The organism is Enterobacter sp. EC_64 (assembly GCF_019584165.1).
In the GTDB taxonomy this organism is placed as follows: domain Bacteria; phylum Pseudomonadota; class Gammaproteobacteria; order Enterobacterales; family Enterobacteriaceae; genus Enterobacter; species Enterobacter roggenkampii.
This window is the reverse complement of record NZ_VDAS01000004.1, coordinates 162,651-182,155: the sequence shown is the minus strand read 5'-3', so window position 1 is coordinate 182,155 and position 19,505 is coordinate 162,651. Positions and strand designations below refer to the sequence as shown.

The following is a 19,505-nucleotide window of genomic DNA, read 5'->3' as shown; positions in this document are numbered from 1 at the left end:
AGGAGTTGCGGAGCTGAAGGTCAACCTTCACGCTTTCAGATGAAGGTCTGACGGCCTGCGAGGGCAATTGTTCACCTCATCAGACCGGGCGAGTCCCCCAAAATGATGCGTATTTTTGTTAACAATTGATCAACATACAGAGATATCTGTTATTTTTTGTTATTACATAAAGATGAAAATATGCGGTAAATGGGATAACAGGATATTTCCGCTAAATTTAAAAAAATAGCGATTCAGATCCAGAAGATAATACAAACCAATATCCTGTGACTAATTTACAGGGTTTTCGGAAAAAACTTACCCTGTATAATAAGAAGCGTACCAAATCTGAATAAGAAAAACCTTTTTGCCAACACCAGCCAAATGAGATGACCGCGCTGAGGCATAGTTCTTTTCATTACGTAAACAAGGATGCTTTCGCTCTTTCCAGGGAAATACTACGGTATAGGGATCTGCACATTATATCCTTCCGGCATTTCGAGAGTTTTACCAAACTCTGCATAACGCTTTTAACAATCTGAGGCATTAAAAATGAAACCGGCATCCGTTATCATTATGGACGAACATCCTATCGTCAGAATGTCGATAGAAGTCCTGCTACAGAAAAATAAGAATATCACAGTCAAGCTCAAGTCTGGCGATAGCCATGAAGTCCTTGACTGTATCCGTAATCACCCTATCGATCTGGTGATCCTTGACATTGAACTCACGGGCACGGATGCTTTCGCTTTACTTAAGAGAATCAGAAACTTAAACAAAGATATTAAGGTTCTGCTCCTCTCATCTAAATCAGAGTTATTTTACGCGGGTCGCGCCATTCGCGCCGGGGCAAATGGCTTCGTCAGTAAACGAAAAGACTTGGGTGAGATCTACAACGCCGTAGAAATGATCCTGATGGGCTATTCCTTTTTCCCATCGGAAACGCTGAACTTTATAAACCATTTGGGCTCAGGGAAAGGGATGGCAGTCGATATGCCATTATCAAATCGCGAGGTCACGGTATTACGCTATCTGGCGAATGGATTATCCAATAAGGAAATTGCTGAACAGCTACTATTAAGCAACAAAACCATTAGCGCGCATAAATCCAATATTTATTCCAAGCTGGGCGTGCAAAGCATCGTGGAATTAATTGATTACGCCAAAGCGCACGAGCTGCTTTAACCTGAATTCACTCCCTGCAGCTTATCTGAGCTGCAGGGAGTGCGGTCAGTGCTAATTATAGTTAATCATAAAGGTGGCATCCGCATCGGCTCGTCCGGGCTGAGGGTTATCTGCAGTGGCAATATAATTGGCATAAAACGACAATGTTGCATTCCCCTGCGCATCAACCGAGACCGGCTGGCTGGCCTGCTGGAGAGCCAGACGCGTTTTATCCGCATCCCTGATCTCTACCGCGACACGGCTCGCTGTACTGGCGTCGTTCAGCGCCAGCAAACCGTTATTGCTCCCGTCGGCTTTACCCGAAAACGTAATCGACGCGGCACCCGGCGGACAGCCGGTCAGCTTCAGCGTAAACGGCATGGGCTGCGTGCGGCTCCCGGTGGTGCTGAGCTGTTTCGTGGGCCAAGTGCCCAGCGTGACGGTCTTGTCGCTGTCGCTGCCTTCCGCGACGCAGGTAAAATCGACAATATTGCCGTAGAGCCGAATGTTAATTTCGCCCAACGCGGTGTCCGCCTGAGCCTGTGTGCAAAGCGCAAAGAGCGCCACGGTGAGAAAACGGATCCCGTTTCGCATATCGGCTCCTTAGTCGTAATCCACGCGCAAATACCCGCGCGAGGTGAAACGCCCTTCCACTGGCTTGTTGCCCGTCACGCTCACCGGCCAGACGCGGATCCCCACCTTTGCCTGCGCGCTGTCATCGAGGCGGAACGGAATTTTGCTTGTCAGGTTGTTAGGCGTTAGCGGCGCACCGCTCTCGTTGGCAATGATGAACCCGACGTCCGGGTTATCCGACACCAGCACATTATCAGAGACTTTCTCCGCCTCTACGCGCATCGTCAGCATGGCGTTTGCCTCCACGTTGGTGCATTTGATCGCAATGGTTTTGCTTTGCGATGAGACGCCCTCCGGTTTGTTACCTACGCCCGCCTTGCTGAACAAGGAGGCACCAATGTCGCCGAAATCAAACTCCACCACGTTCCCGGCATTGATAGCGCAGCTTTGCGGCACCTGAATGGTACCGCTGTAGCTGATGGTATAGACCGGGGTGGTGAGCGGATCCGAGGAAGTGGTGGTGACGTAAACGCGGAACATGGTGGCGCGCGGGATCACGACCATATTAATAAAACGTCGGGTTACCTTAAGGCGGAAGACAAGGCTGGAGTCCTGAACGCCAAACGGTCTGTTTTTGGAGACGTTAGGGTGGCTCCCCATCTGGATATAGTTTTTTGGCGGATAAAACACGCCAGCAAAGCTGTCCGTGATTTTCATGGCCCCGTCCAGATAGTCGTTCAGCTTCAGATACTGATAGCCATCGCTCGTTCCCGTAACCTGATAATCGGTCACATAGCTACGCTTGGTGGTATTCCCGACCGTGCCCTTCGGGCAGACGGCATTGACCCCTACCCACTGCGACTTCTCGCTGAGCGTCACGACCTGTCCAATCTGGTTATTCGAGCTATTGAATTTGTCCGTCAGGTCGTAATGCACTTCCGTCGGCACGCCTTTTTCATTGACGCACACGGTGGCGAATGCGCTTGCCGCAGGCAGTAGCACCAGAAGCGACAAGCCTAAGATGTGGGTTTTATTCACAGCGAATCCCCTTCATTGTGATTGCCTGTTGCAGGCTCTTTTCAGGCAAGCTGTAAGGCGCGCGACACTGAGACTGCGCCCCGTCGCCCCACTGGATCAGCAGCTCGCCTTCCAGCGGCAGCCCGCTCAGGTAAATTTGCCCGTCATCCCCCACCATGCTGGTGACACCGCTCCGGGTCTCACGGACCACCGCGCCGAACGGCACGGGCTGGTTGCCGCGCGTTACCGTCAGCAGGGCGCGCACGCCAATGCGAGTATCAAAGCTGGCGCGCACCAGCGCGCCTTTGGTCGGCACCACGCTGCTCACGTTGTTTTCGATGTCGGTGTTGTTGCTCATGGTGTTGGTATCCAGCGCCACGCGGTTGTAGCGGTAGACGGTGGCATACGGCATCACCGCATAGCCTCGCCAGTCGGTTCTCACGCCGGTCTGGTTTTCCACGCTGACGCCGGATGCCCCCGGCGCTTTGATCAGCACGTTGGTGTCACCCAGCGGCTGGCTGAAGGTCACGCCGTCGGCATGACCGACGACCCCGCCGGAGAGCTGCCAGTTGAGATCGTGCTGATCGTCGCTGTAGTTGTAACCCACGCCCAACGTGCCGTAGGTCGCCTGCCAGTTGGCGCTGGCGCTTCCGCTTGACCCGTTGGTGCTGGTGTGTCCCTGAGTCACGCTGTAGTTCAGGTTGCGGTCCTCCAGCAGCGTGCCGCTGACGCCGGTTTGCCAGCTCGTGTCGCCATCGCTGTTCCGGCTGGCGGATGCCGTGGCGTAGGCACGGTCAATCGCGCTGTCCCGGCGGTAGCCCTGACGGGTAAAGATACTGAACGGCACGGAGACGTTAAACGACGCGATCCGGTCGGTGCCGTCGATCCCGACGGATTTATTCCACGTCCACGAAACGGAGTAGTTGATTCCCTTCATGCCTCCCGCATACCCCAGCTGGTACCAGAGGTTCGACTCGTCAGTACCCCAGTAGGTCTGCTCGCTGCCGGAGATATAGACCGAGCCGTAATCCCCCAGCGACTGAGAAACGTTAAGCTGGAAGCGGCCTTTTTTATTCCACGTCAGGTTGTGATAGCTCTGCACGTCCGGCACATCGTTATCGTCCTGGCTGTCGGCATACTGATAGCCTTCCATGGAGCGCCATGCCACATCGTCCAGGGTGTAAAACCCTTTTGTGGAGTAGCGGTAGCCCAGCAGCTGAAAGTTGGTGCCGAAACCGTTAAGGGATTTCGCATAGAGGAAGCGCAGGGACTGTCCTTCATGCTTGCTGTCGTCCGCGAGCTGGCTGCGGGCGTGAGTGATATCGAGCGAAACCGCGCCCCAGTCGCCCAGGTTTTTTCCGGCCCCGACGGCGACCGCGGTATAGCGTGACGCCAGCTGCGTCCCGCCGTAGAGCGTAAAGCCGTTGGCAAGCCCGGTAATCAGGGTGCCCTGGGTGAAGAACGGCGTATCCTGATCGCTGTTACCGCTGCGGTAATCCCCCGCGACGAGGTCATACTTCCAGCGCCCTTCACGCTGCAGAAGCGGCACGGTGGAGTACGGCACGGTATAGCGCTGCTGGGTACCGTCTTTCTCTTCTACCGTCACTTCCAGGTCACCGCTTGAGGAGGTGGGGTTGAGATCGGTAATCGCAAATGCGCCCGGCTGCACATAGCTTTGATAGATCACGTAGCCATTCTGACGCACCACCACTTTGGCGGGCGTCCGGGCGATCCCGCGCACCGTGGGCGCGTAGCCCTGCAGGCTGTCCGGGTACATGCTGTCAGACGAGAAGAGCCGTCCGCCGCGGAACCCCATGCTGTCGAAGACGTCATTACCGGTATTGCTGTCGCCCAGGACCAGTTCGCTTTTCAGCGGGATCACGGTGCGCTGCGCCCAGGTGCCAATATTCTGCCACTCGCTGTGCCGCTGCCCGTTGGTCTGCGTGTATCGCCATGCGCCGTTGTTACGTAAACGCCAGGCGCCATAGTTCAGCCCGCTCTGCAGGTTGAGGTAATAGCTGTCGTCTTCGCTGCCCCGGTTGCCCGTAAAGCTGTAGTTCAGCAGCGCGGCGGGAATGCCTTCATCCCACTGTTCCGGCGGAATGTAGCCCCGGGCGCTGTTCTGCAATGCCACCTGCGGCAGGCTAACGTTCAGGCGCTGTGAGGCAAAGTTGAATACCGTTTCGCTACCGGGAATGGCCGTGGTCAACGGGACGCACGCCTCACCCTGAACCTTAGCCAGCTCGGGAAACGCCGCAACGTTGACGCCAAAGCGGTCCAGCATCGCGCGCGTAATACACGGCGATAGCCCGCCCGCCACCGGCGGCGTGTTCTCTGCCTGCTCAAAACGCACGTCCTGAGTCCCGATAAATTCATCGTTACGCCAGATATCCACGCGATAAACGCCGGGTGCCTGCTGGTGTCCTTGTTCAAAACGCGACAAATCCGCCACGCTGGCGGTGTCGTCGGACAGGAAGGCCGGGTTGAAATAGCTTTCGCTCCAGCCAGCCTGCGGCCAGAGCGCAGCCATCAGCGCCAGTGCAACCGGGCAGTAACGTCCCTGATGGTTTTTCATCGCCCTGACTCTGCTCACAGGTTGACGCTACGCGCCGGCGTGATGGCACCGTAGTCATTCACGCTCTGCCAGGAGAGCGTGCCGCCGGCACCGGCTGGCAGCACCTGCTGTGCCGCGCTTTTCGGCGCCACCATCAGGTTATCCAGCGTCTTCCCGCCCAGCTTCAGATTGACGAGGGTGATGTAATACGGAGACGCGTTGCTGACTTTGAGATGGTTACCCGCGCGCTCAAACCGCAGCTGGGAAAGCGCCTCTTCCGGCTGCATTGCCAGGTTGTTCGGGCGCACAAACAGCTTGATGCGCGAGAGAATAGCCAGCTGCAGCACGTTATTATTTTCCGTTTTGGCTTTGTTCACTGACGGGATCGCTTTCACGTTCATGTAAAACAGCGATTCGCGGTCGGCAGGCAGCGCAGGCCCGGCGTAAATAATGCGCAGCGTGTTTTCACTGTCCGGCTCGCTAACAAACAGGGGCGGCGTGACGGCAAACGTTTTTTCTTTTTGCCCGTTCGCATTTTCGATCCACGCGTTAATTAAATAGCGCTCCTGTTTATTGCTGTTGGTGATCGCCAGCGACGTTTGCTTCGCGTCGGCCGGGTAAATAACGCGGGTGGCTCCCAGCGCAATACCGCCGGATGCATTCGCGCAGGCAGAAACCATCATTAAAATAAACGATAAAAAAAGTCCTGGTCTAATTAGGGTATTCATCACAACCGTACCTTTAATAATGTGTTCGCAGGTGTTAGGGATAAATCAACGTAAACCAGACATCCGACTGAATTTTGCCTGGCTCGAGGTGTTCGGAAATAGCCCGATAGCGGGCGCTAAAATGGAACGCCAGCTCGCGGGTATCGATCGGCAGCCAGCTGACGGCCGTGGCGTTTGGGATAATCTGACGCTGCTGCTCGTCAAAGAGCGCCAGCCCAACGCCGCTGCTGACAGGCGTTTCACCTGGTCGCGATGTCGCCAGAAAGACCTGAGGATCTTCTGCGGGTGTGGCCCCCTGAAACTGGATCCCCACGGTGCGCGAAACATCAACGCTGCAGTCCAGCAGCCGTACGGTGAAAGGCACATTCACCGTGGAAAAACTGCCCACGCCGGAAAATGAATTGGTTCGGTACTGCCCCATATCGATGCGCATATTCTGGCTGTCGGGCGCCACGGCGCAGCCGCCGTTCACCAGTTCACCTCTGAGATGAACCTTGCCACCTTCGATCACCACGGTATGCGCCGATGCCGGGCAAGCCATCGCAAGGGTTAACAGCAGTAGTGTTCCTGTCCTTGTCATCCTTTGTTCCTGGCAATAGCGTATGACGGGCCTCGTCCCTGAGGCCTGAACATCCCTGTGCGGAGGAATTATTCGTATTTCATAACGAAGGTGGCGTCAGCGTTCGCCTGGCCTGGCTCGGTAGTCGCAGCCGTGGATTTATAACGCGCGGTGAACTTCAGGGTGTTCGTCCCTTCGATCAGCGTCTGCGCAGCAGAGAAGGTCGCACCGTCTGGCGTCAGAACGCTGGATTTGCTGTCGAGGATCTCGATACCCACGCCTTTCGCGGTGTTGTCGTTGCTGCCGGAGGTGACGGCCAGCAGGGTTTTGTCGGTTGGGTCGATCTGACCGGTGAACGCAACAGCGGCAGTTTTGGCCACCAGCGGATCGCAATCGTTCAGTTCAATGTTGAACGGAATATTAGAGGTGGTGTCGCCCACTTTGGTGAATTTCGCGGTACGATACTGACCCAGATTAACGGTCTGCTCGGAAGAATCAGTATTTACTGAACAAGCCGCATTAACCAGCTCACCTTTAAAATGTACGGTACCGCCATTTACGGAAACCGGCGCAGCAGGATCCGCTGCATTTGCGGCACCCGCAACCAGGGCCAAAGTTGCAATAACAGTAGAAGCAATGTTGCTGAGTTTCATGTCTATTCCTTTAAAATGTAAATAACCCTTCCCGCGAAAAATCGGGAATAAGAAATACGTTCAATTGAGTAATTGAAAGCTTATTTCGGAGGAGACAAAGTAGCTCAGGAGGTGATTTTTAAATATGTCAAAACGCTGCCATTTTACCAGGTCACATCCTAATCCCGCCTAAGAAAATGACCATCCCTTAAGAAGGGTTTTTGCGTCTTGCGGATAAAAACGCGCAAAGGGTGACTGACAGCGGGGCTCGCTTCTGACAAAATACACGCATCCCCCCTTTCGAACGTTACAGACGGAATCTTCTCTCTGATGGCAGCAAAGATTATTGACGGTAAAACGATTGCGCAGCAGGTGCGCTCTGAGGTCGCGGAAAAAGTGAAGGCGCGTAAAGCGGCCGGAAAACGCGCCCCCGGGCTGGCCGTTGTGCTGGTTGGCAGTAACCCGGCATCGCAGATTTATGTCGGCAGCAAGCGCAAAGCGTGTGAAGAGGTGGGGTTCGTCTCCCGCTCTTACGATTTGCCGGAAACCACCAGCGAAGCAGAACTGCTGGAACTTATTGACACTCTGAACGCCGATAAAGAGATCGACGGTATTCTGGTTCAGCTGCCGCTGCCCGCCGGTATCGACAACGTGAAGGTGCTGGAGCGTATTGCACCGGATAAAGACGTGGACGGCTTCCATCCGTACAACGTTGGCCGCCTGTGCCAGCGCGCGCCGCGCCTGCGTCCGTGCACGCCGCGCGGTATCGTGACGCTGCTGGAGCGTTATAACATCGATACTTACGGCCTGAACGCCGTGGTCATCGGCGCGTCCAACATCGTGGGCCGCCCGATGAGCATGGAGCTGCTGCTGGCCGGCTGCACCACCACCGTAACCCACCGCTTCACCAAAAACCTGCGTCACCACGTTGAGAACGCCGATCTGCTGATCGTCGCGGTCGGTAAGCCGGGCTTTATTCCGGGCGAGTGGATTAAAGAGGGTGCAATTGTCGTGGACGTCGGGATTAACCGTCTGGAAAACGGCAAAGTGGTCGGCGACGTGGTGTATGAAGATGCCGCCGCGCGCGCCTCTTACATTACCCCCGTACCGGGCGGCGTAGGCCCGATGACCGTCGCAACGCTGATTCAGAATACCCTGCAGGCATGCGAAGAATATCACGACGTAGAGGACGCGTAAGATGGCCACATTTTCATTAGGCAAACACCCGCACGTTGAGCTGTGCGATCTGCTCAAGCTGGAAGGCTGGAGCGAAAGCGGCGCGCAGGCGAAAATTGCCATTGCCGACGGGCTTGTCAAAGTGGACGGTGCGGTGGAAACCCGCAAGCGCTGCAAGATTGTCGCGGGCCAGACCGTGAGCTTTGAAGGCCAGAGCGTGACCGTGACGGCGTAAGCCGTTTGATGCCCGGTGGCGCTGCGCTTACCGGGCCTACGTACTGTCTCCGTTTGTAGGCCGGGTAAGGCGAAGCCGCCACCCGGCAATTTCTATCTCTATCCCCTCACACCCATCACGGTTATTTATCGATCCACTTCAAATAATCAGTATTTCGTCTGTTGAAAAGTGAAAATTCAGTTGCGCGTTTTTCACGCTTTGCCCACGATAAGTAGAACGTTCTACTAAAACGTTCTACTTACAATAACAGCGCCAAAAAAAGCGCTACTCGGGGGAAATCAGCATGAGTCTGATATCAGGGTTTGTTAAATCGCTGTCTAAGTTATCGATGATTGGTCGCGCCTTAATGCTGCCAATTTCACTGCTTCCCGCTGCGGGCCTGCTGCTGGCCTTCGGCGATAAGTTCCATCTGCCGCTGATGATGAACGCGGGCGGGGTTATCTTTGATAACCTACCGATGCTGTTTGCCATTGGCTCTGCCGTGGGCCTGGCGTCAGAATCCGGCATTGCGGCGCTGTCCGCGGCGGTGTCGGTGTTTGTCACCAATATCACCATCAGCACCGTGCTGAGCATCACGCCGGAAATGGCCTCCCAGGGCGGGAAATACGCCATGGTGGTGGGCATTCCGACGCTGCAGATGGGCGTCTTCGGCGGCCTGATCTGCGGTATTCTCGCGGCCTGGTGCTATAACCGCTTCCACACCATGCAGCTTCCGGAATTCCTTGGCTTCTTCTCCGGCAAGCGCTTCGTGGCGATTGCAACGGCGTTCCTCTCGTTCCTGATGGGGCTGCTGCTGCCTTACGTGTGGCAGCATATCCAGGCCGGTATCGACGCCCTCTCCGTGGTCGTTAACGGCGATAATCAGGCGGCCTCGACCTTTATCTTCGGTCTGGTGGAGCGCGCGCTGATCCCGCTCGGTCTGCACCATATCTGGTATCCGTCGTTCTGGTATTCGTTTGGGGATTACACCACCCAGGCAGGCCAGGTGATCCACGGCGACCAGACCATCTGGTTCAAGATGCTGGAAGAAGGGGTGAAATCCTTCAGCAGCGACACCTACCAGAACGCCGGTAAGTTCATGCAGGGTGAATTCCCGCTGATGCTGTTCGCGCTGCCTGCGGCGTGCCTGGCGATGTATCACGAAGCCCATACGAAGAATAAGAAAATCGCGGCCGGTATTCTGTTCTCCGCGGCGCTGACCTGCTTCCTGACGGGGATCACCGAACCGGTCGAATTTACCTTTATCTTCGTGGCGCCGATTCTGTACGTCTTTAACGCCATCATGGCGGGTCTGGCCTACATGACCATGTACCTGCTGCATGCGCACATCGCCAAGTCGTTCTCTGCGGGCTTTATCGACTATCTGTCATTCGGGATCCTGCCGTCGTTTAACGGCTACCAGACCCACTTCCTGAGCGCCATTATCATCGGCATTCCAATGGGCCTGATTTATTACTTCACGTTCCGCTTTGTGATCCGTCGTTTCGACGTGAAAACGCCGGGCCGCACCGAAGTAACCGCCAATGCGGATGAAAAATCGGATTCTGAACTCGCGACCGAGATCATCACCCTGCTGGGCGGCGCGCATAACATTGACTCCGTCGGCGCCTGTATCACCCGCCTGCGTCTGGAAGTGGCAAAAAGCGACGCGGTAGATAAAGACGGTCTTAACGGACTCGGCGCGCGCGGCGTGGTGTTTGTCGGCGACAACGGTATTCAGGTGATTTTCGGTGCCAGAGCACAGTTTATCGCCCAGACCATGTCCACCATGATCGGCAAATAATAAGATGCCTGAACGACACGTCTCCTGTACGCTGGGAGGCGTGTTTTATCTGGCTGATAATCGGTAAATTTCAGGGAGCGGTTTTGAAGAAAGTCAGCATTATTGATGTTGCAAAGCACGCGGGCGTGTCGGTTTCCACCGTCTCGCTGGTGCTGCGCCAGAAAGGGAAAATCTCAGAGGCAACGATCGAGAAGGTCAACGCTGCCATCAATACCCTGGGCTATGTTCATAACGTTGCCGCTGCCAACCTCCGCGCCAATACCTCCAACCTGATTGGCCTGATCCTTCGCGACTTTAGCGACAGCTTCTCCATCAAGGTGATGGCGAGCATTGTTCAGGATCTTGAAAAACAGGGGTATATGGTTTTTCTCGGTCAGCCCCAGAACGACCATGACCAGCTTGAGCGCTGCCTGCTGTCGTTTAAGCAGCAGGGCGTCGCCGGGGTGATCTATCTGGCCTCGGATACCCGCACCGCCACCCTGCCGGAAAAGATTCGCCACTGCCCGCTGCCGCTGGTGGTGGTCTCGCAGTCACTGCTGGATGAAAAATGCAATCTGGTGATGCGCGATAACCGGCAGGCGGCCAGTCTGGCGGTGCGTTATCTTATCGAGCGCGGTCATCGTAATATCGCCTACATAGGCGGACGGGAAGGCTGCCTTATCCGCGAGCAGCGCCTGCTCGGCTTTCGCAGCGCGATGGCGCAAAACGGGCTGGTCTGGCGCGATGAATACTCGCCGGCCTGCAGCGATGACACGCTGGCAGCGGGTTTTGCCACCCGCCAGCTGCTGGAAAAAAACAACACCATCACCGCCCTGCTCTGCCACTCGCCGGATGCCATGATCGGCTCCATCTCCGGTATTCATCAGGTCGGGCGTACGGTGGGTAAAGATGTGTTTCTGACGCAGCAGGTCGCCCTGGTCGGTTTCGAAGATATGCTCCACGTTAACCTCACCTCACCCTCGTTTACCTACGTCTCGTCCGCCAGCGAAGAGACGGGGCGTCAGGCGGCCGGGCTGATTATTCGCACGCTGAAGGAGCCGACGCTGCAAACCCAGCGTATTACGCTCTCCGGGCAGCTTATCGCACGCGAGTCGGCGTAAAATCAGAATTTCGCACAGGTTTTTTAGCACGGAATGACTGCTATATTTCCATGATTTGCCATGGATAATCACAATGCCTACCGTTATTACGCACGCTGCTGTTCCGCTTTGCCTGGGCTTAGGCCTGGGGACAAAAGTTATCCCACCCCGCCTGCTGTTTGCCGGTATTGTCCTCGCCATGCTGCCGGACGCCGACGTGCTGGCGTTCAAGTTCGGCGTCGCGTACGGCAACGTTTTCGGCCATCGCGGCTTTACCCACTCCCTGCTGTTTGCCTTCGTGGTGCCGATACTTTGCGTACTGACTGGACGACGATGGTTCCGGGCCAGCCTGACGCGATGCTGGCTGTTTTTAACCGTGTCACTGCTGTCGCACAGCCTGCTGGATTCGATTACCACAGGCGGGAAAGGCGTCGGCTGGCTGTGGCTGTGGTCGGATGAACGCTTCTTTGCGCCGTGGCAGGTGATTAAGGTCGCGCCGTTTGCGCTCTCACGCTATACCACGCCGTACGGGCATCAGGTGATTATTTCAGAACTGCTGTGGGTGTGGCTGCCGGGGGTGGTGCTGATGGGAATGTTGTGGTGGAAAAGAAGGTAAAAAAAAAGCCGGGTGGCGGCTGCGCCTTACCCGGCCTACTTTTGCCTGTTGGCCCGGCAAGCGTAAGCGTCACCGGGCGTTACAGACTTACTTACGGCGCCAGGTCGTTCCCTGCGGTCCGTCCTCCAGGATGATGCCCATCTCGGTCAGACGGTTACGCGCCGCATCGGCCGCCGCCCAGTCTTTCGCCTGACGCGCTTCCAGACGCGCCTTGATCAACGCTTCAATTTCCGCCACTTCACCGTCGTCCGCCTGCGCACCGCTCTGCAGGAACGCGTCCGGCTCCTGCTCCAGCAGGCCGAGCACGGCAGAGAGCTTACGCAGATGGGACGCCAGCGCATTCGCGGCCGCCATATCCTCGGACTTCAGGCGGTTCACTTCGCGCGCCATGTCGAACAGCACGGAGTAGGCTTCCGGGGTGTTGAAGTCGTCGTTCATCACCTCAACGAAGCGCGCTTCGAACGCTTCGCCGCCTGCCGCCGGAACAGACTTGTCGGTTCCGCGCAGCGCGGTGTACAGACGCTCCAGCGCCGAGCGCGCCTGCTTCAGGTTCTCTTCGCTGTAGTTCAGCTGGCTGCGATAGTGGCCAGACATCAGGAAGTAGCGCACGGTTTCCGCGTCGTAATACTTCAGCACGTCGCGCACGGTAAAGAAGTTACCCAGCGATTTCGACATCTTCTCGCGGTCAACCATTACCATCCCGGAGTGCATCCAGTAGTTCACATACTCGCCGCCGTGGGCGCAGGTGGACTGCGCGATTTCGTTTTCGTGGTGCGGGAACATCAGGTCTGAACCGCCGCCGTGAATGTCGAAGTGCTTGCCCAGCTGCTTGCAGTTCATCGCCGAACACTCAATGTGCCAGCCCGGACGGCCGTCGCCCCACGGGGATGGCCAGCTTGGTTCACCCTCTTTGGACATCTTCCACAGCACGAAGTCCATCGGGTTACGCTTCACGTCAACCACGTCAACGCGGGCACCGGCCTGGAGCTGGTCCAGATCCTGACGGGAAAGCGCACCGTAGGTTGGGTCCGTCGGCACGGAGAACATCACGTCGCCGTTGTCGGCAACGTACGCATGTCCGCGGGCGATCAGCTTCTCGGTGATGTCGATGATTTCGTGAATATGGTGGGTCGCGCGCGGCTCGCTGTCCGGACGCAGAATATTCAGGGCGTCGAAGTCTTTGTGCATCTCAGCGATCATGCGATCCACCAGCGCGACAAAGCTTTCGCCGTTTTCATTCGCGCGCTTGATGATCTTATCGTCGATGTCGGTGATGTTGCGCACGTATTTCAGCTTGTACCCCAGAAAACGCAGGTAGCGTGACACCACGTCGAAGGCGACAAAGGTACGGCCATGGCCAATGTGACAGAGATCGTAAACCGTAATACCACACACGTACATGCCGACTTCCCCGGCATGGATAGGTTTAAATTCCTCTTTTTGGCGCGTCATTGTATTAAAGATTTTTAACATCGAAGATTCCATGTAAACACGTGTGTGGTTGAAAACCGGCTATTCTACCCGTAATTCAAACCCGAAGCAGCACACAATGCAAGGTGATCGCATCCTGTGGTTATGCTATAACAAGCCCCTATAGATGACCCGAAGGCGGGTCGACGTACCACAATAACGGAACAGGATGCAAAAATGGTTACTTTCCACACTAATCATGGCGATATCGTAATCAAAACCTTTGATGACAAAGCGCCTGAAACAGTTAAAAACTTCCTGGACTACTGCCGCGAAGGTTTCTACAACAACACCATTTTCCACCGCGTGATCAACGGTTTCATGATCCAGGGCGGCGGTTTCGAACCTGGCATGAACCAGAAAGCCACTAAAGAGCCGATCAAGAACGAAGCGAACAACGGCCTGAAAAACACCCGCGGCACGCTGGCGATGGCACGTACTCAGGCACCTCACTCCGCTACTGCACAGTTCTTCATTAACGTGGCGGACAACGACTTCCTGAACTTCTCCGGCGAAAGCCTGCAGGGTTGGGGCTACTGCGTATTCGCAGAAGTGGTTGAAGGTATGGACGTGGTTGACAAGATCAAAGCCGTCTCTACTGGCCGCAGCGGTATGCACCAGGACGTTCCAAAAGAAGACGTTGTGATTACCAGCGTGACCGTCAGCGAGTAATTGGTGGCGACACTCTTTATTGCGGATCTTCATCTGCAAACAGAAGAACCGGCGATAACCGCCGGTTTTCTGCGTTTTTTACGCGGTGAAGCGAAAAGCGCTGATGCGCTGTACATCCTGGGCGACCTCTTTGAAGCCTGGATTGGCGACGACGATCCTAACCCGCTGCACCGTGAAATAGCCGCCGCCATTCACGCGCTGGTCGATTCCGGCGTCCCCTGCTGCTTCATTCACGGCAACCGTGATTTCCTGATCGGCAAGCGCTACGCCCGTGAAAGCGGCATGACGCTGCTGCCGGAAGAACAGGTGCTCGATCTCTACGGCCGCAAGGTGCTGATCATGCACGGCGACACGCTCTGCACCGACGATACCGGCTACCTGGCGTTTCGCGCCAAAGTCCACACCCCGTGGATCCAGAAGGTGTTCCTTGCCCTGCCGCTGTTTATCCGCAACCGCATCGCCGCCAGAATGCGCGCAGGCAGTAAAGCCGCCAACAGCAGCAAATCCATGACCATCATGGACGTCAATCCGCAGGCGGTCGTGAGGGTAATGGAAAAGCATGAGGTTCAGTGGCTGATCCACGGTCATACCCATCGTCCTGACGTGCATTCCCTCATCGCCAACGGCCAGCCCGCACACCGCGTGGTATTGGGTGCCTGGCACACCGAAGGTTCCATGGTCAAAGTCTCGCCTGAGGGCGTGGAGCTGATCGCGTTTCCGTTTTAACCCCTCCACATCATTCTATTTTTTTGAACAATATCGGCAAATTGTTTCGATTTTAATCCGCCCGTGGTCGGCCTATTATTTATCACATCAGGGCAACACGCCCTATCCCAGACAAAACACTTAAGGAATACGACCATGAAATCCATCAAAACTTTCGTTGCAGTTGCGGCTCTCTCCCTGGTTTCTTTCGGTTCTTTCGCGCAGAGCGTGAGCGCAACCGCCTCTACCCTTGACCGCGCAGAAGCGAAAATCGCTGCACAGGCTGCTGAACAGGGTGCGTCTTATAAAATCACCAGCGCGAAGGTCGATAATCGCGTGTATATGACCGCAGAACTGACGAAATAATGATTGCCCCTCAACGAAAACAGACCGCCAGAATGCGGTCTGTTTTGTTATGAATTGATGGCAACAACGGCTCAAGATTTAACCGCGCAACCGTTTTCCTTGCCCGTATAACATGCTATTCTCTGTGCCCTCGAAAGCAGTGTGTTTCGCACCACAGGAGTTTTAAGACGCATGTCTTCCCGCAATAATCCGGCGCGTGTCGCCATCGTGATGGGGTCCAAAAGCGACTGGGCTACCATGCAGTTCGCCGCCGAAATCTTTGACATACTGAATGTTCCGCACCACGTTGAAGTGGTCTCTGCACACCGTACGCCGGACAAACTGTTCAGCTTCGCCGAAAGCGCCGAAGAGAACGGTTATGAGGTGATCATCGCCGGTGCGGGCGGCGCAGCACATCTGCCGGGCATGATTGCCGCCAAAACCCTGGTGCCGGTTCTGGGCGTACCGGTTCAGAGCGCCGCGTTAAGCGGTGTGGACAGCCTCTACTCCATCGTTCAGATGCCGCGCGGTATTCCTGTCGGCACGCTGGCGATTGGCAAAGCGGGTGCCGCAAACGCCGCCCTGCTGGCCGCGCAGATCCTGGCGACGCACGATAAAGACTTACATCAGCGTCTGGCGGCGTGGCGTAAAGCCCAGACCGACGAAGTGCTGGACAACCCGGACCCGCGGGGTGCGGCATGAAGCAGGTTTGCGTCCTTGGTAACGGCCAGTTAGGCCGCATGCTGCGTCAGGCCGGTGAGCCGCTGGGTATTGCCGTCTGGCCCGTCGGGCTGGACGCCGAGCCAGAAGCCGTCCCATTCCACCAGAGCGTGATCACCGCCGAGATTGAACGCTGGCCGGAGACCGCTCTGACCCGCGAGCTGGCGCGTCATAACGCCTTCGTTAACCGCGACGTGTTCCCGATCGTTGCCGACCGCCTGACGCAAAAGCTGCTGTTCGACAAGCTCGGCCTCGCGACCGCGCCGTGGCAGCTCCTGTCTGATAAAAGCGAGTGGAACGACGTCTTCGCCATGCTGGGCGAGCTGGCGATCGTGAAGCGCCGCGTGGGTGGCTACGACGGCCGCGGCCAGTGGCGCCTGCGTGCAGGCGACACCGCCGAGCTGCCGGATGATTGCTACGGCGAGTGCATCGTTGAGCAGGGCATTAACTTCAGCGGTGAAGTCTCGCTGGTTGGCGCACGCGGGCATGACGGCCGCACGGTGTTTTATCCGCTGACGCATAACCTGCATCAGGACGGCATTCTGCGCACCAGCGTCGCCTTCCCGCACGCCAATGCCGACCAGCAGGCGCAGGCGGAAGAGATGCTCTCTGCCATCATGCACGAACTCGGTTATGTCGGCGTCATGGCGATGGAGTGCTTTATCACCCCGTCCGGTCTGCTGATCAATGAACTTGCGCCGCGCGTGCACAACAGCGGCCACTGGACGCAAAACGGCGCCTCCATCAGCCAGTTCGAGCTGCACCTGCGCGCCATTACCGACCTGCCGCTGCCGCAGCCGGTGGTGAACAGCCCGTCGGTGATGATCAACCTGATCGGCACCGATCTGAACTACGACTGGCTGAAGCTGCCGCTGGTGCATTTGCACTGGTATGACAAAGAGGTCCGCGAGGGTCGTAAAGTCGGCCATCTGAACCTGAACGACAGCGACACGGGCCGTCTGAGCGCCACGCTGGAAGCCATGATCCCGCTCCTGCCGCCGGAATACGCGAGCGGTATTGTCTGGGCACAATCTAAGCTTAAATAGTTCTCCCTCCGCCGGGGAGTTGACCTCCTCTTTCCCCGGCGTACAATTCCCGCCCATTGCTGCTTAGCTTTCTTCTGGAATAACCATGAACGATGGAACGGACTATCGCGCGATCCTCGCGTCCGATACCCCTTTAATCGACGTTCGCGCGCCGATCGAATTTGCCCAGGGCGCGATGCCAGCGGCAGTCAACCTGCCTTTAATGAACGATGACGAGCGCGCCGCCGTCGGCACCTGTTATAAACGTCAGGGACCGGACGCCGCGCTGGCGCTCGGCCATCGCCTGGTGAGCGGCGACACGCGTGACGCCCGCATCAACGCCTGGCGCGAAGCCAGCCTTGCCCATCCTGAGGGCTTTCTCTGCTGCGCGCGCGGCGGCCAGCGCTCGCATATCTCGCAGGCCTGGCTTAAAGAGGCGGGCGTCGACTACCCGCTGATCCGCGGCGGCTATAAGGCCCTGCGCCAGACGGCGATTCAGGTGACCATTGAGCAGTCGCAAAAGCCGATGGTGCTTATCGGCGGCTGTACCGGGAACGGTAAAACCCTGCTGGTGAAGCAGCATGCACAGGGTATCGATCTGGAAGGGCTCGCGCACCATCGCGGCTCGTCATTTGGCCGCACGCTCACGCCGCAGCTTTCCCAGGCCAGCTTTGAAAATCACCTTGCGGTTGAGCTATTGAAAAAAGACGCCGCGCGCTGGGTACTGGAAGATGAAGGCCGGATGATTGGCTCCAACCACCTGCCGGAGTGCCTGCGCGACCGCATGGTTGAAGCCCCTATCGTCGTGGTCGAGGATCCGTTTGACATTCGTCTTGAACGCCTGCGCGAAGAGTATTTCGACCATATGTGGGCGGACTTTTCTGCCGCCTACGGCGAGGAAGCGGGCTGGAAAGAATACAGCGAGTACCTGCATCACGGCCTGTTCGCCATACGCCGCCGTCTTGGGCTGCAGCGCTTTGCGGAATTTACCGCGCTGTTAGACTCCGCGCTGCTGGAACAGCAACGCTCTGGCCGCACTGACGCGCACTTCAGCTGGCTTGTACCGCTCCTGAACGATTATTACGACCCGATGTACGGCTATCAGCTGGAGAAAAAGGCGGAAAAGATTGTGTATCGCGGGACGTACGAAGAAATTGCTGAGTGGCTTGATCGCTGAAAAAAGCCGGGTGGCGGCTACGCCTTACCCGGCCTACGCGTACTGTTGTGGCCCCGGTAAGCGCAGCGCCACCGGGGAACAGACGGCTTAGAAGTCGTAACGCAGACGCACCAGGTTCATGTCGCCCAGGTTGTCGGTGCTGGAGGTGAACACGTGTTCGTAATCCACGCGGAAACCGTAATCCAGCTGGAAGCTGATCCCCACGCCGTTGTCGATGCGCTGGTAGTTACGGCCGTTCACGTACTCAATGCGGTCACCCATGAAGTAAGGCTGGATGGATTTCACCGCGTACTGACCGACTGGGAATTTGTACCCTGCGAAGTACTCAATACCCCACGCGTCGCCCGCAAAGTAGTCGTTAACAGACACTTTTTTGGTGGTCAGGAAGTTCTGATACCAGCCGCCGCCTGCGGAGAAGGTCCAGTTGTCCGGGGTCCAGCTCAGCGCGGTACCGAGGATATTCTGGTCGTAGGTTTTGCTGTCGCCGTTGTCCGGGTTACGCATGTCGGCGCGGGTGTAGTTCCACGCGGCGCCCCAGGTCAGATCGGTGGTCAGGTGGTAATCCAGACCCAGCGAGCCGCCGCCTTTACGCTTGTAGCGCAGGCCGTTGCCCGGCAGGTATTCGCTGTCTTCAAACAGGTAGGATGCGTAAATGTCCGCATCGCCCACGGTTTTCTTATATTTCAGCATCTGGCGTGAACGGTAAGAGCCGTCGTAATCGCCGTTGATCCCGTTACCCGGTGCCTGAGCGATCATGTCGTAGTCCCAGATATCGGTTTTCGCGCCAACCACATCATAGTAAACGCTGTTCTGTTGACCGAAGGTCAGCGTACCCCAGGTGTCGCTCTTCAGACCGGTATAGAGCATACGACGCGTGGTGTCGTGTGCGCCTTCGGCGTAGTGGTGATCCCAGTTAAACTGCGCAGGAATATTCACACCCAGCTCGTAGTAGCTGATCCAGCTGATGTCATCAAACAGGTAGTAATCTGCTGCGAAACGGAAGCGGGTGCCGCCGTCAAAGCCGTTACGCTTGTAGCTGTTTTTACCGTCGTCGCCGGTCATGTTCTGGAACTGAGGACGAATGCTGCCGCCAACGGTGAAGTTCAGGCGGCTCAGCGGGTTACCCGCCTGAGGATCCTGCTTAAGAACGGTGATTTCCGCCTGAGAAGCGAAGGTCGTTAATGCCACTGCCGCGCCAATCGTTGCCGCCAGCGCTGATTTTTTTATAGTCATTATTTTTCCTTAATAGACACGCTGCTAAATATTTAGCGGGTGAATATTAACTGGAAATAATCG

20 protein-coding genes are annotated in these 19,505 nt (G+C 56.6%); 12 read left to right on the top strand and 8 right to left on the bottom strand.

All coding sequences use genetic code 11. The features are described 5' to 3' along the window. Positions 1-531: 531 nt before the first annotated feature. Entirely contained in the window at positions 532-1,164 is a 633-nt protein-coding gene (gene fimZ, locus FHC52_RS05005; RefSeq protein WP_220419939.1) for a fimbria biosynthesis transcriptional regulator FimZ, read from the top strand. Positions 1,165-1,215: 51 nt separating this feature from the next. Here the strand turns inward: fimZ and sfmF are convergent, their stop codons facing one another. From sfmF to fimA, 6 genes are all read right to left on the bottom strand, one after another. Beyond that, a complete protein-coding gene (sfmF, locus tag FHC52_RS05000; RefSeq protein WP_008499338.1) occupies positions 1,216-1,737 on the bottom strand; it encodes a fimbria assembly protein in 522 nt (173 codons plus the stop codon). A 9-nt stretch (positions 1,738-1,746) separates the two neighbouring features. Continuing rightward, a complete protein-coding gene (fimH, locus tag FHC52_RS04995) occupies positions 1,747-2,754 on the bottom strand; it encodes a type 1 fimbria D-mannose specific adhesin FimH (RefSeq protein ID WP_126288590.1) in 1,008 nt (335 codons plus the stop codon). Continuing rightward, entirely contained in the window at positions 2,747-5,308 is a 2,562-nt protein-coding gene (locus FHC52_RS04990) for a fimbrial biogenesis usher protein (RefSeq protein WP_126288592.1), read from the bottom strand. The genes fimH and FHC52_RS04990 overlap by 8 nt, the downstream gene beginning before the upstream one ends. Positions 5,309-5,322: 14 nt before the next feature. Continuing rightward, complete coding sequence (fimC, locus tag FHC52_RS04985) at positions 5,323-6,015, bottom strand: type 1 fimbria chaperone FimC (protein ID WP_058673597.1); 693 nt, start codon at positions 6,013-6,015, stop codon at positions 5,323-5,325. A gap of 34 nt (positions 6,016-6,049) precedes the next feature. Beyond that, positions 6,050-6,595 carry a type 1 fimbrial protein subunit FimI gene (gene fimI, locus FHC52_RS04980; RefSeq protein ID WP_008499334.1) on the bottom strand — a complete coding sequence of 182 codons (546 nt, stop codon included), beginning with the start codon at positions 6,593-6,595 and terminating at the stop codon, positions 6,050-6,052. A gap of 68 nt (positions 6,596-6,663) precedes the next feature. Then, on the bottom strand, positions 6,664-7,227 hold the full coding sequence (fimA, locus tag FHC52_RS04975; RefSeq protein WP_008499333.1) for a type 1 fimbrial major subunit FimA: 564 nt from the start codon (positions 7,225-7,227) through the stop codon (positions 6,664-6,666). Positions 7,228-7,536: 309 nt separating this feature from the next. Here fimA and folD point away from each other — a divergent pair, with 309 nt between their 5' ends. The 5 genes from folD (at position 7,537) to FHC52_RS04950 (ending at position 12,095) form a co-directional block, all read left to right on the top strand. Then, a complete protein-coding gene (folD, locus tag FHC52_RS04970) occupies positions 7,537-8,403 on the top strand; it encodes a bifunctional methylenetetrahydrofolate dehydrogenase/methenyltetrahydrofolate cyclohydrolase FolD (protein WP_008499332.1) in 867 nt (288 codons plus the stop codon). 1 nt (position 8,404) lies between these two features. Beyond that, on the top strand, positions 8,405-8,617 hold the full coding sequence (gene ybcJ, locus FHC52_RS04965) for a ribosome-associated protein YbcJ (protein WP_004143016.1): 213 nt from the start codon (positions 8,405-8,407) through the stop codon (positions 8,615-8,617). 283 nt (positions 8,618-8,900) lie between these two features. Beyond that, entirely contained in the window at positions 8,901-10,400 is a 1,500-nt protein-coding gene (locus FHC52_RS04960) for a PTS transporter subunit EIIC (protein ID WP_008499331.1), read from the top strand. An 83-nt stretch (positions 10,401-10,483) separates the two neighbouring features. Next, positions 10,484-11,500 (top strand): Mal regulon transcriptional regulator MalI, encoded by a 1,017-nt coding sequence (gene malI / locus FHC52_RS04955; RefSeq protein WP_021241606.1) that lies wholly within the window; start codon positions 10,484-10,486, stop codon positions 11,498-11,500. A gap of 73 nt (positions 11,501-11,573) precedes the next feature. Next, positions 11,574-12,095: a metal-dependent hydrolase gene (locus tag FHC52_RS04950; protein WP_220419938.1), complete on the top strand. Its 522-nt coding sequence runs from the start codon at positions 11,574-11,576 to the stop codon at positions 12,093-12,095. An 87-nt stretch (positions 12,096-12,182) separates the two neighbouring features. On the opposite strand, the gene cysS is transcribed toward FHC52_RS04950, so the two are convergent. Beyond that, positions 12,183-13,568, bottom strand: a complete 1,386-nt coding sequence (gene cysS / locus FHC52_RS04945; RefSeq protein WP_023293119.1) for a cysteine--tRNA ligase — start codon at positions 13,566-13,568, stop codon at positions 12,183-12,185. Positions 13,569-13,742: 174 nt separating this feature from the next. Between cysS and ppiB the strand changes: the two genes are divergently transcribed. The 6 genes from ppiB (at position 13,743) to mnmH (ending at position 18,209) form a co-directional block, all read left to right on the top strand. After that, entirely contained in the window at positions 13,743-14,237 is a 495-nt protein-coding gene (ppiB, locus tag FHC52_RS04940) for a peptidylprolyl isomerase B (protein ID WP_008499327.1), read from the top strand. 3 nt (positions 14,238-14,240) lie between these two features. Further along, a complete protein-coding gene (gene lpxH, locus FHC52_RS04935) occupies positions 14,241-14,963 on the top strand; it encodes a UDP-2,3-diacylglucosamine diphosphatase (protein ID WP_220419937.1) in 723 nt (240 codons plus the stop codon). A gap of 135 nt (positions 14,964-15,098) precedes the next feature. After that, positions 15,099-15,308 carry a YdgH/BhsA/McbA-like domain containing protein gene (locus FHC52_RS04930; protein WP_008499325.1) on the top strand — a complete coding sequence of 70 codons (210 nt, stop codon included), beginning with the start codon at positions 15,099-15,101 and terminating at the stop codon, positions 15,306-15,308. A gap of 171 nt (positions 15,309-15,479) precedes the next feature. Next, positions 15,480-15,989 (top strand): 5-(carboxyamino)imidazole ribonucleotide mutase, encoded by a 510-nt coding sequence (gene purE, locus FHC52_RS04925; protein ID WP_023616863.1) that lies wholly within the window; start codon positions 15,480-15,482, stop codon positions 15,987-15,989. Beyond that, positions 15,986-17,053 (top strand): 5-(carboxyamino)imidazole ribonucleotide synthase, encoded by a 1,068-nt coding sequence (gene purK, locus FHC52_RS04920; protein ID WP_220419936.1) that lies wholly within the window; start codon positions 15,986-15,988, stop codon positions 17,051-17,053. The genes purE and purK overlap by 4 nt, the downstream gene beginning before the upstream one ends. An 85-nt stretch (positions 17,054-17,138) precedes the next feature. Further along, a complete protein-coding gene (mnmH, locus tag FHC52_RS04915) occupies positions 17,139-18,209 on the top strand; it encodes a tRNA 2-selenouridine(34) synthase MnmH (RefSeq protein WP_220419935.1) in 1,071 nt (356 codons plus the stop codon). An 87-nt stretch (positions 18,210-18,296) separates the two neighbouring features. On the opposite strand, the gene FHC52_RS04910 is transcribed toward mnmH, so the two are convergent. Further along, the gene (locus tag FHC52_RS04910) at positions 18,297-19,442 is read right to left on the bottom strand and encodes a porin (RefSeq protein WP_008499321.1); all 1,146 of its coding nucleotides are present in this window, start codon (positions 19,440-19,442) and stop codon (positions 18,297-18,299) included. Positions 19,443-19,505 lie beyond the last annotated feature (63 nt).

Excerpts from the sequence above, each read along its gene's own strand:
- cysS (WP_023293119.1), bottom strand. The coding sequence starts at position 13,568 with ATGTTAAAAATCTTTAATACAATGACGCGCCAAAAAGAGGAATTTAAA.
- FHC52_RS04990 (WP_126288592.1), bottom strand. The coding sequence starts at position 5,308 with ATGAAAAACCATCAGGGACGTTACTGCCCGGTTGCACTGGCGCTGATG.
- fimI (WP_008499334.1), bottom strand. The coding sequence starts at position 6,595 with ATGACAAGGACAGGAACACTACTGCTGTTAACCCTTGCGATGGCTTGC.
- fimZ (WP_220419939.1), top strand. The coding sequence starts at position 532 with ATGAAACCGGCATCCGTTATCATTATGGACGAACATCCTATCGTCAGA.
- sfmF (WP_008499338.1), bottom strand. The coding sequence starts at position 1,737 with ATGCGAAACGGGATCCGTTTTCTCACCGTGGCGCTCTTTGCGCTTTGC.
- folD (WP_008499332.1), top strand. The coding sequence starts at position 7,537 with ATGGCAGCAAAGATTATTGACGGTAAAACGATTGCGCAGCAGGTGCGC.
- fimA (WP_008499333.1), bottom strand. The coding sequence starts at position 7,227 with ATGAAACTCAGCAACATTGCTTCTACTGTTATTGCAACTTTGGCCCTG.
- FHC52_RS04930 (WP_008499325.1), top strand. The coding sequence starts at position 15,099 with ATGAAATCCATCAAAACTTTCGTTGCAGTTGCGGCTCTCTCCCTGGTT.
- FHC52_RS04910 (WP_008499321.1), bottom strand. The coding sequence starts at position 19,442 with ATGACTATAAAAAAATCAGCGCTGGCGGCAACGATTGGCGCGGCAGTG.
- FHC52_RS04950 (WP_220419938.1), top strand. The coding sequence starts at position 11,574 with ATGCCTACCGTTATTACGCACGCTGCTGTTCCGCTTTGCCTGGGCTTA.
- ppiB (WP_008499327.1), top strand. The coding sequence starts at position 13,743 with ATGGTTACTTTCCACACTAATCATGGCGATATCGTAATCAAAACCTTT.
- FHC52_RS04960 (WP_008499331.1), top strand. The coding sequence starts at position 8,901 with ATGAGTCTGATATCAGGGTTTGTTAAATCGCTGTCTAAGTTATCGATG.
- purE (WP_023616863.1), top strand. The coding sequence starts at position 15,480 with ATGTCTTCCCGCAATAATCCGGCGCGTGTCGCCATCGTGATGGGGTCC.
- mnmH (WP_220419935.1), top strand. The coding sequence starts at position 17,139 with ATGAACGATGGAACGGACTATCGCGCGATCCTCGCGTCCGATACCCCT.
- purK (WP_220419936.1), top strand. The coding sequence starts at position 15,986 with ATGAAGCAGGTTTGCGTCCTTGGTAACGGCCAGTTAGGCCGCATGCTG.
- fimC (WP_058673597.1), bottom strand. The coding sequence starts at position 6,015 with ATGAATACCCTAATTAGACCAGGACTTTTTTTATCGTTTATTTTAATG.
- ybcJ (WP_004143016.1), top strand. The coding sequence starts at position 8,405 with ATGGCCACATTTTCATTAGGCAAACACCCGCACGTTGAGCTGTGCGAT.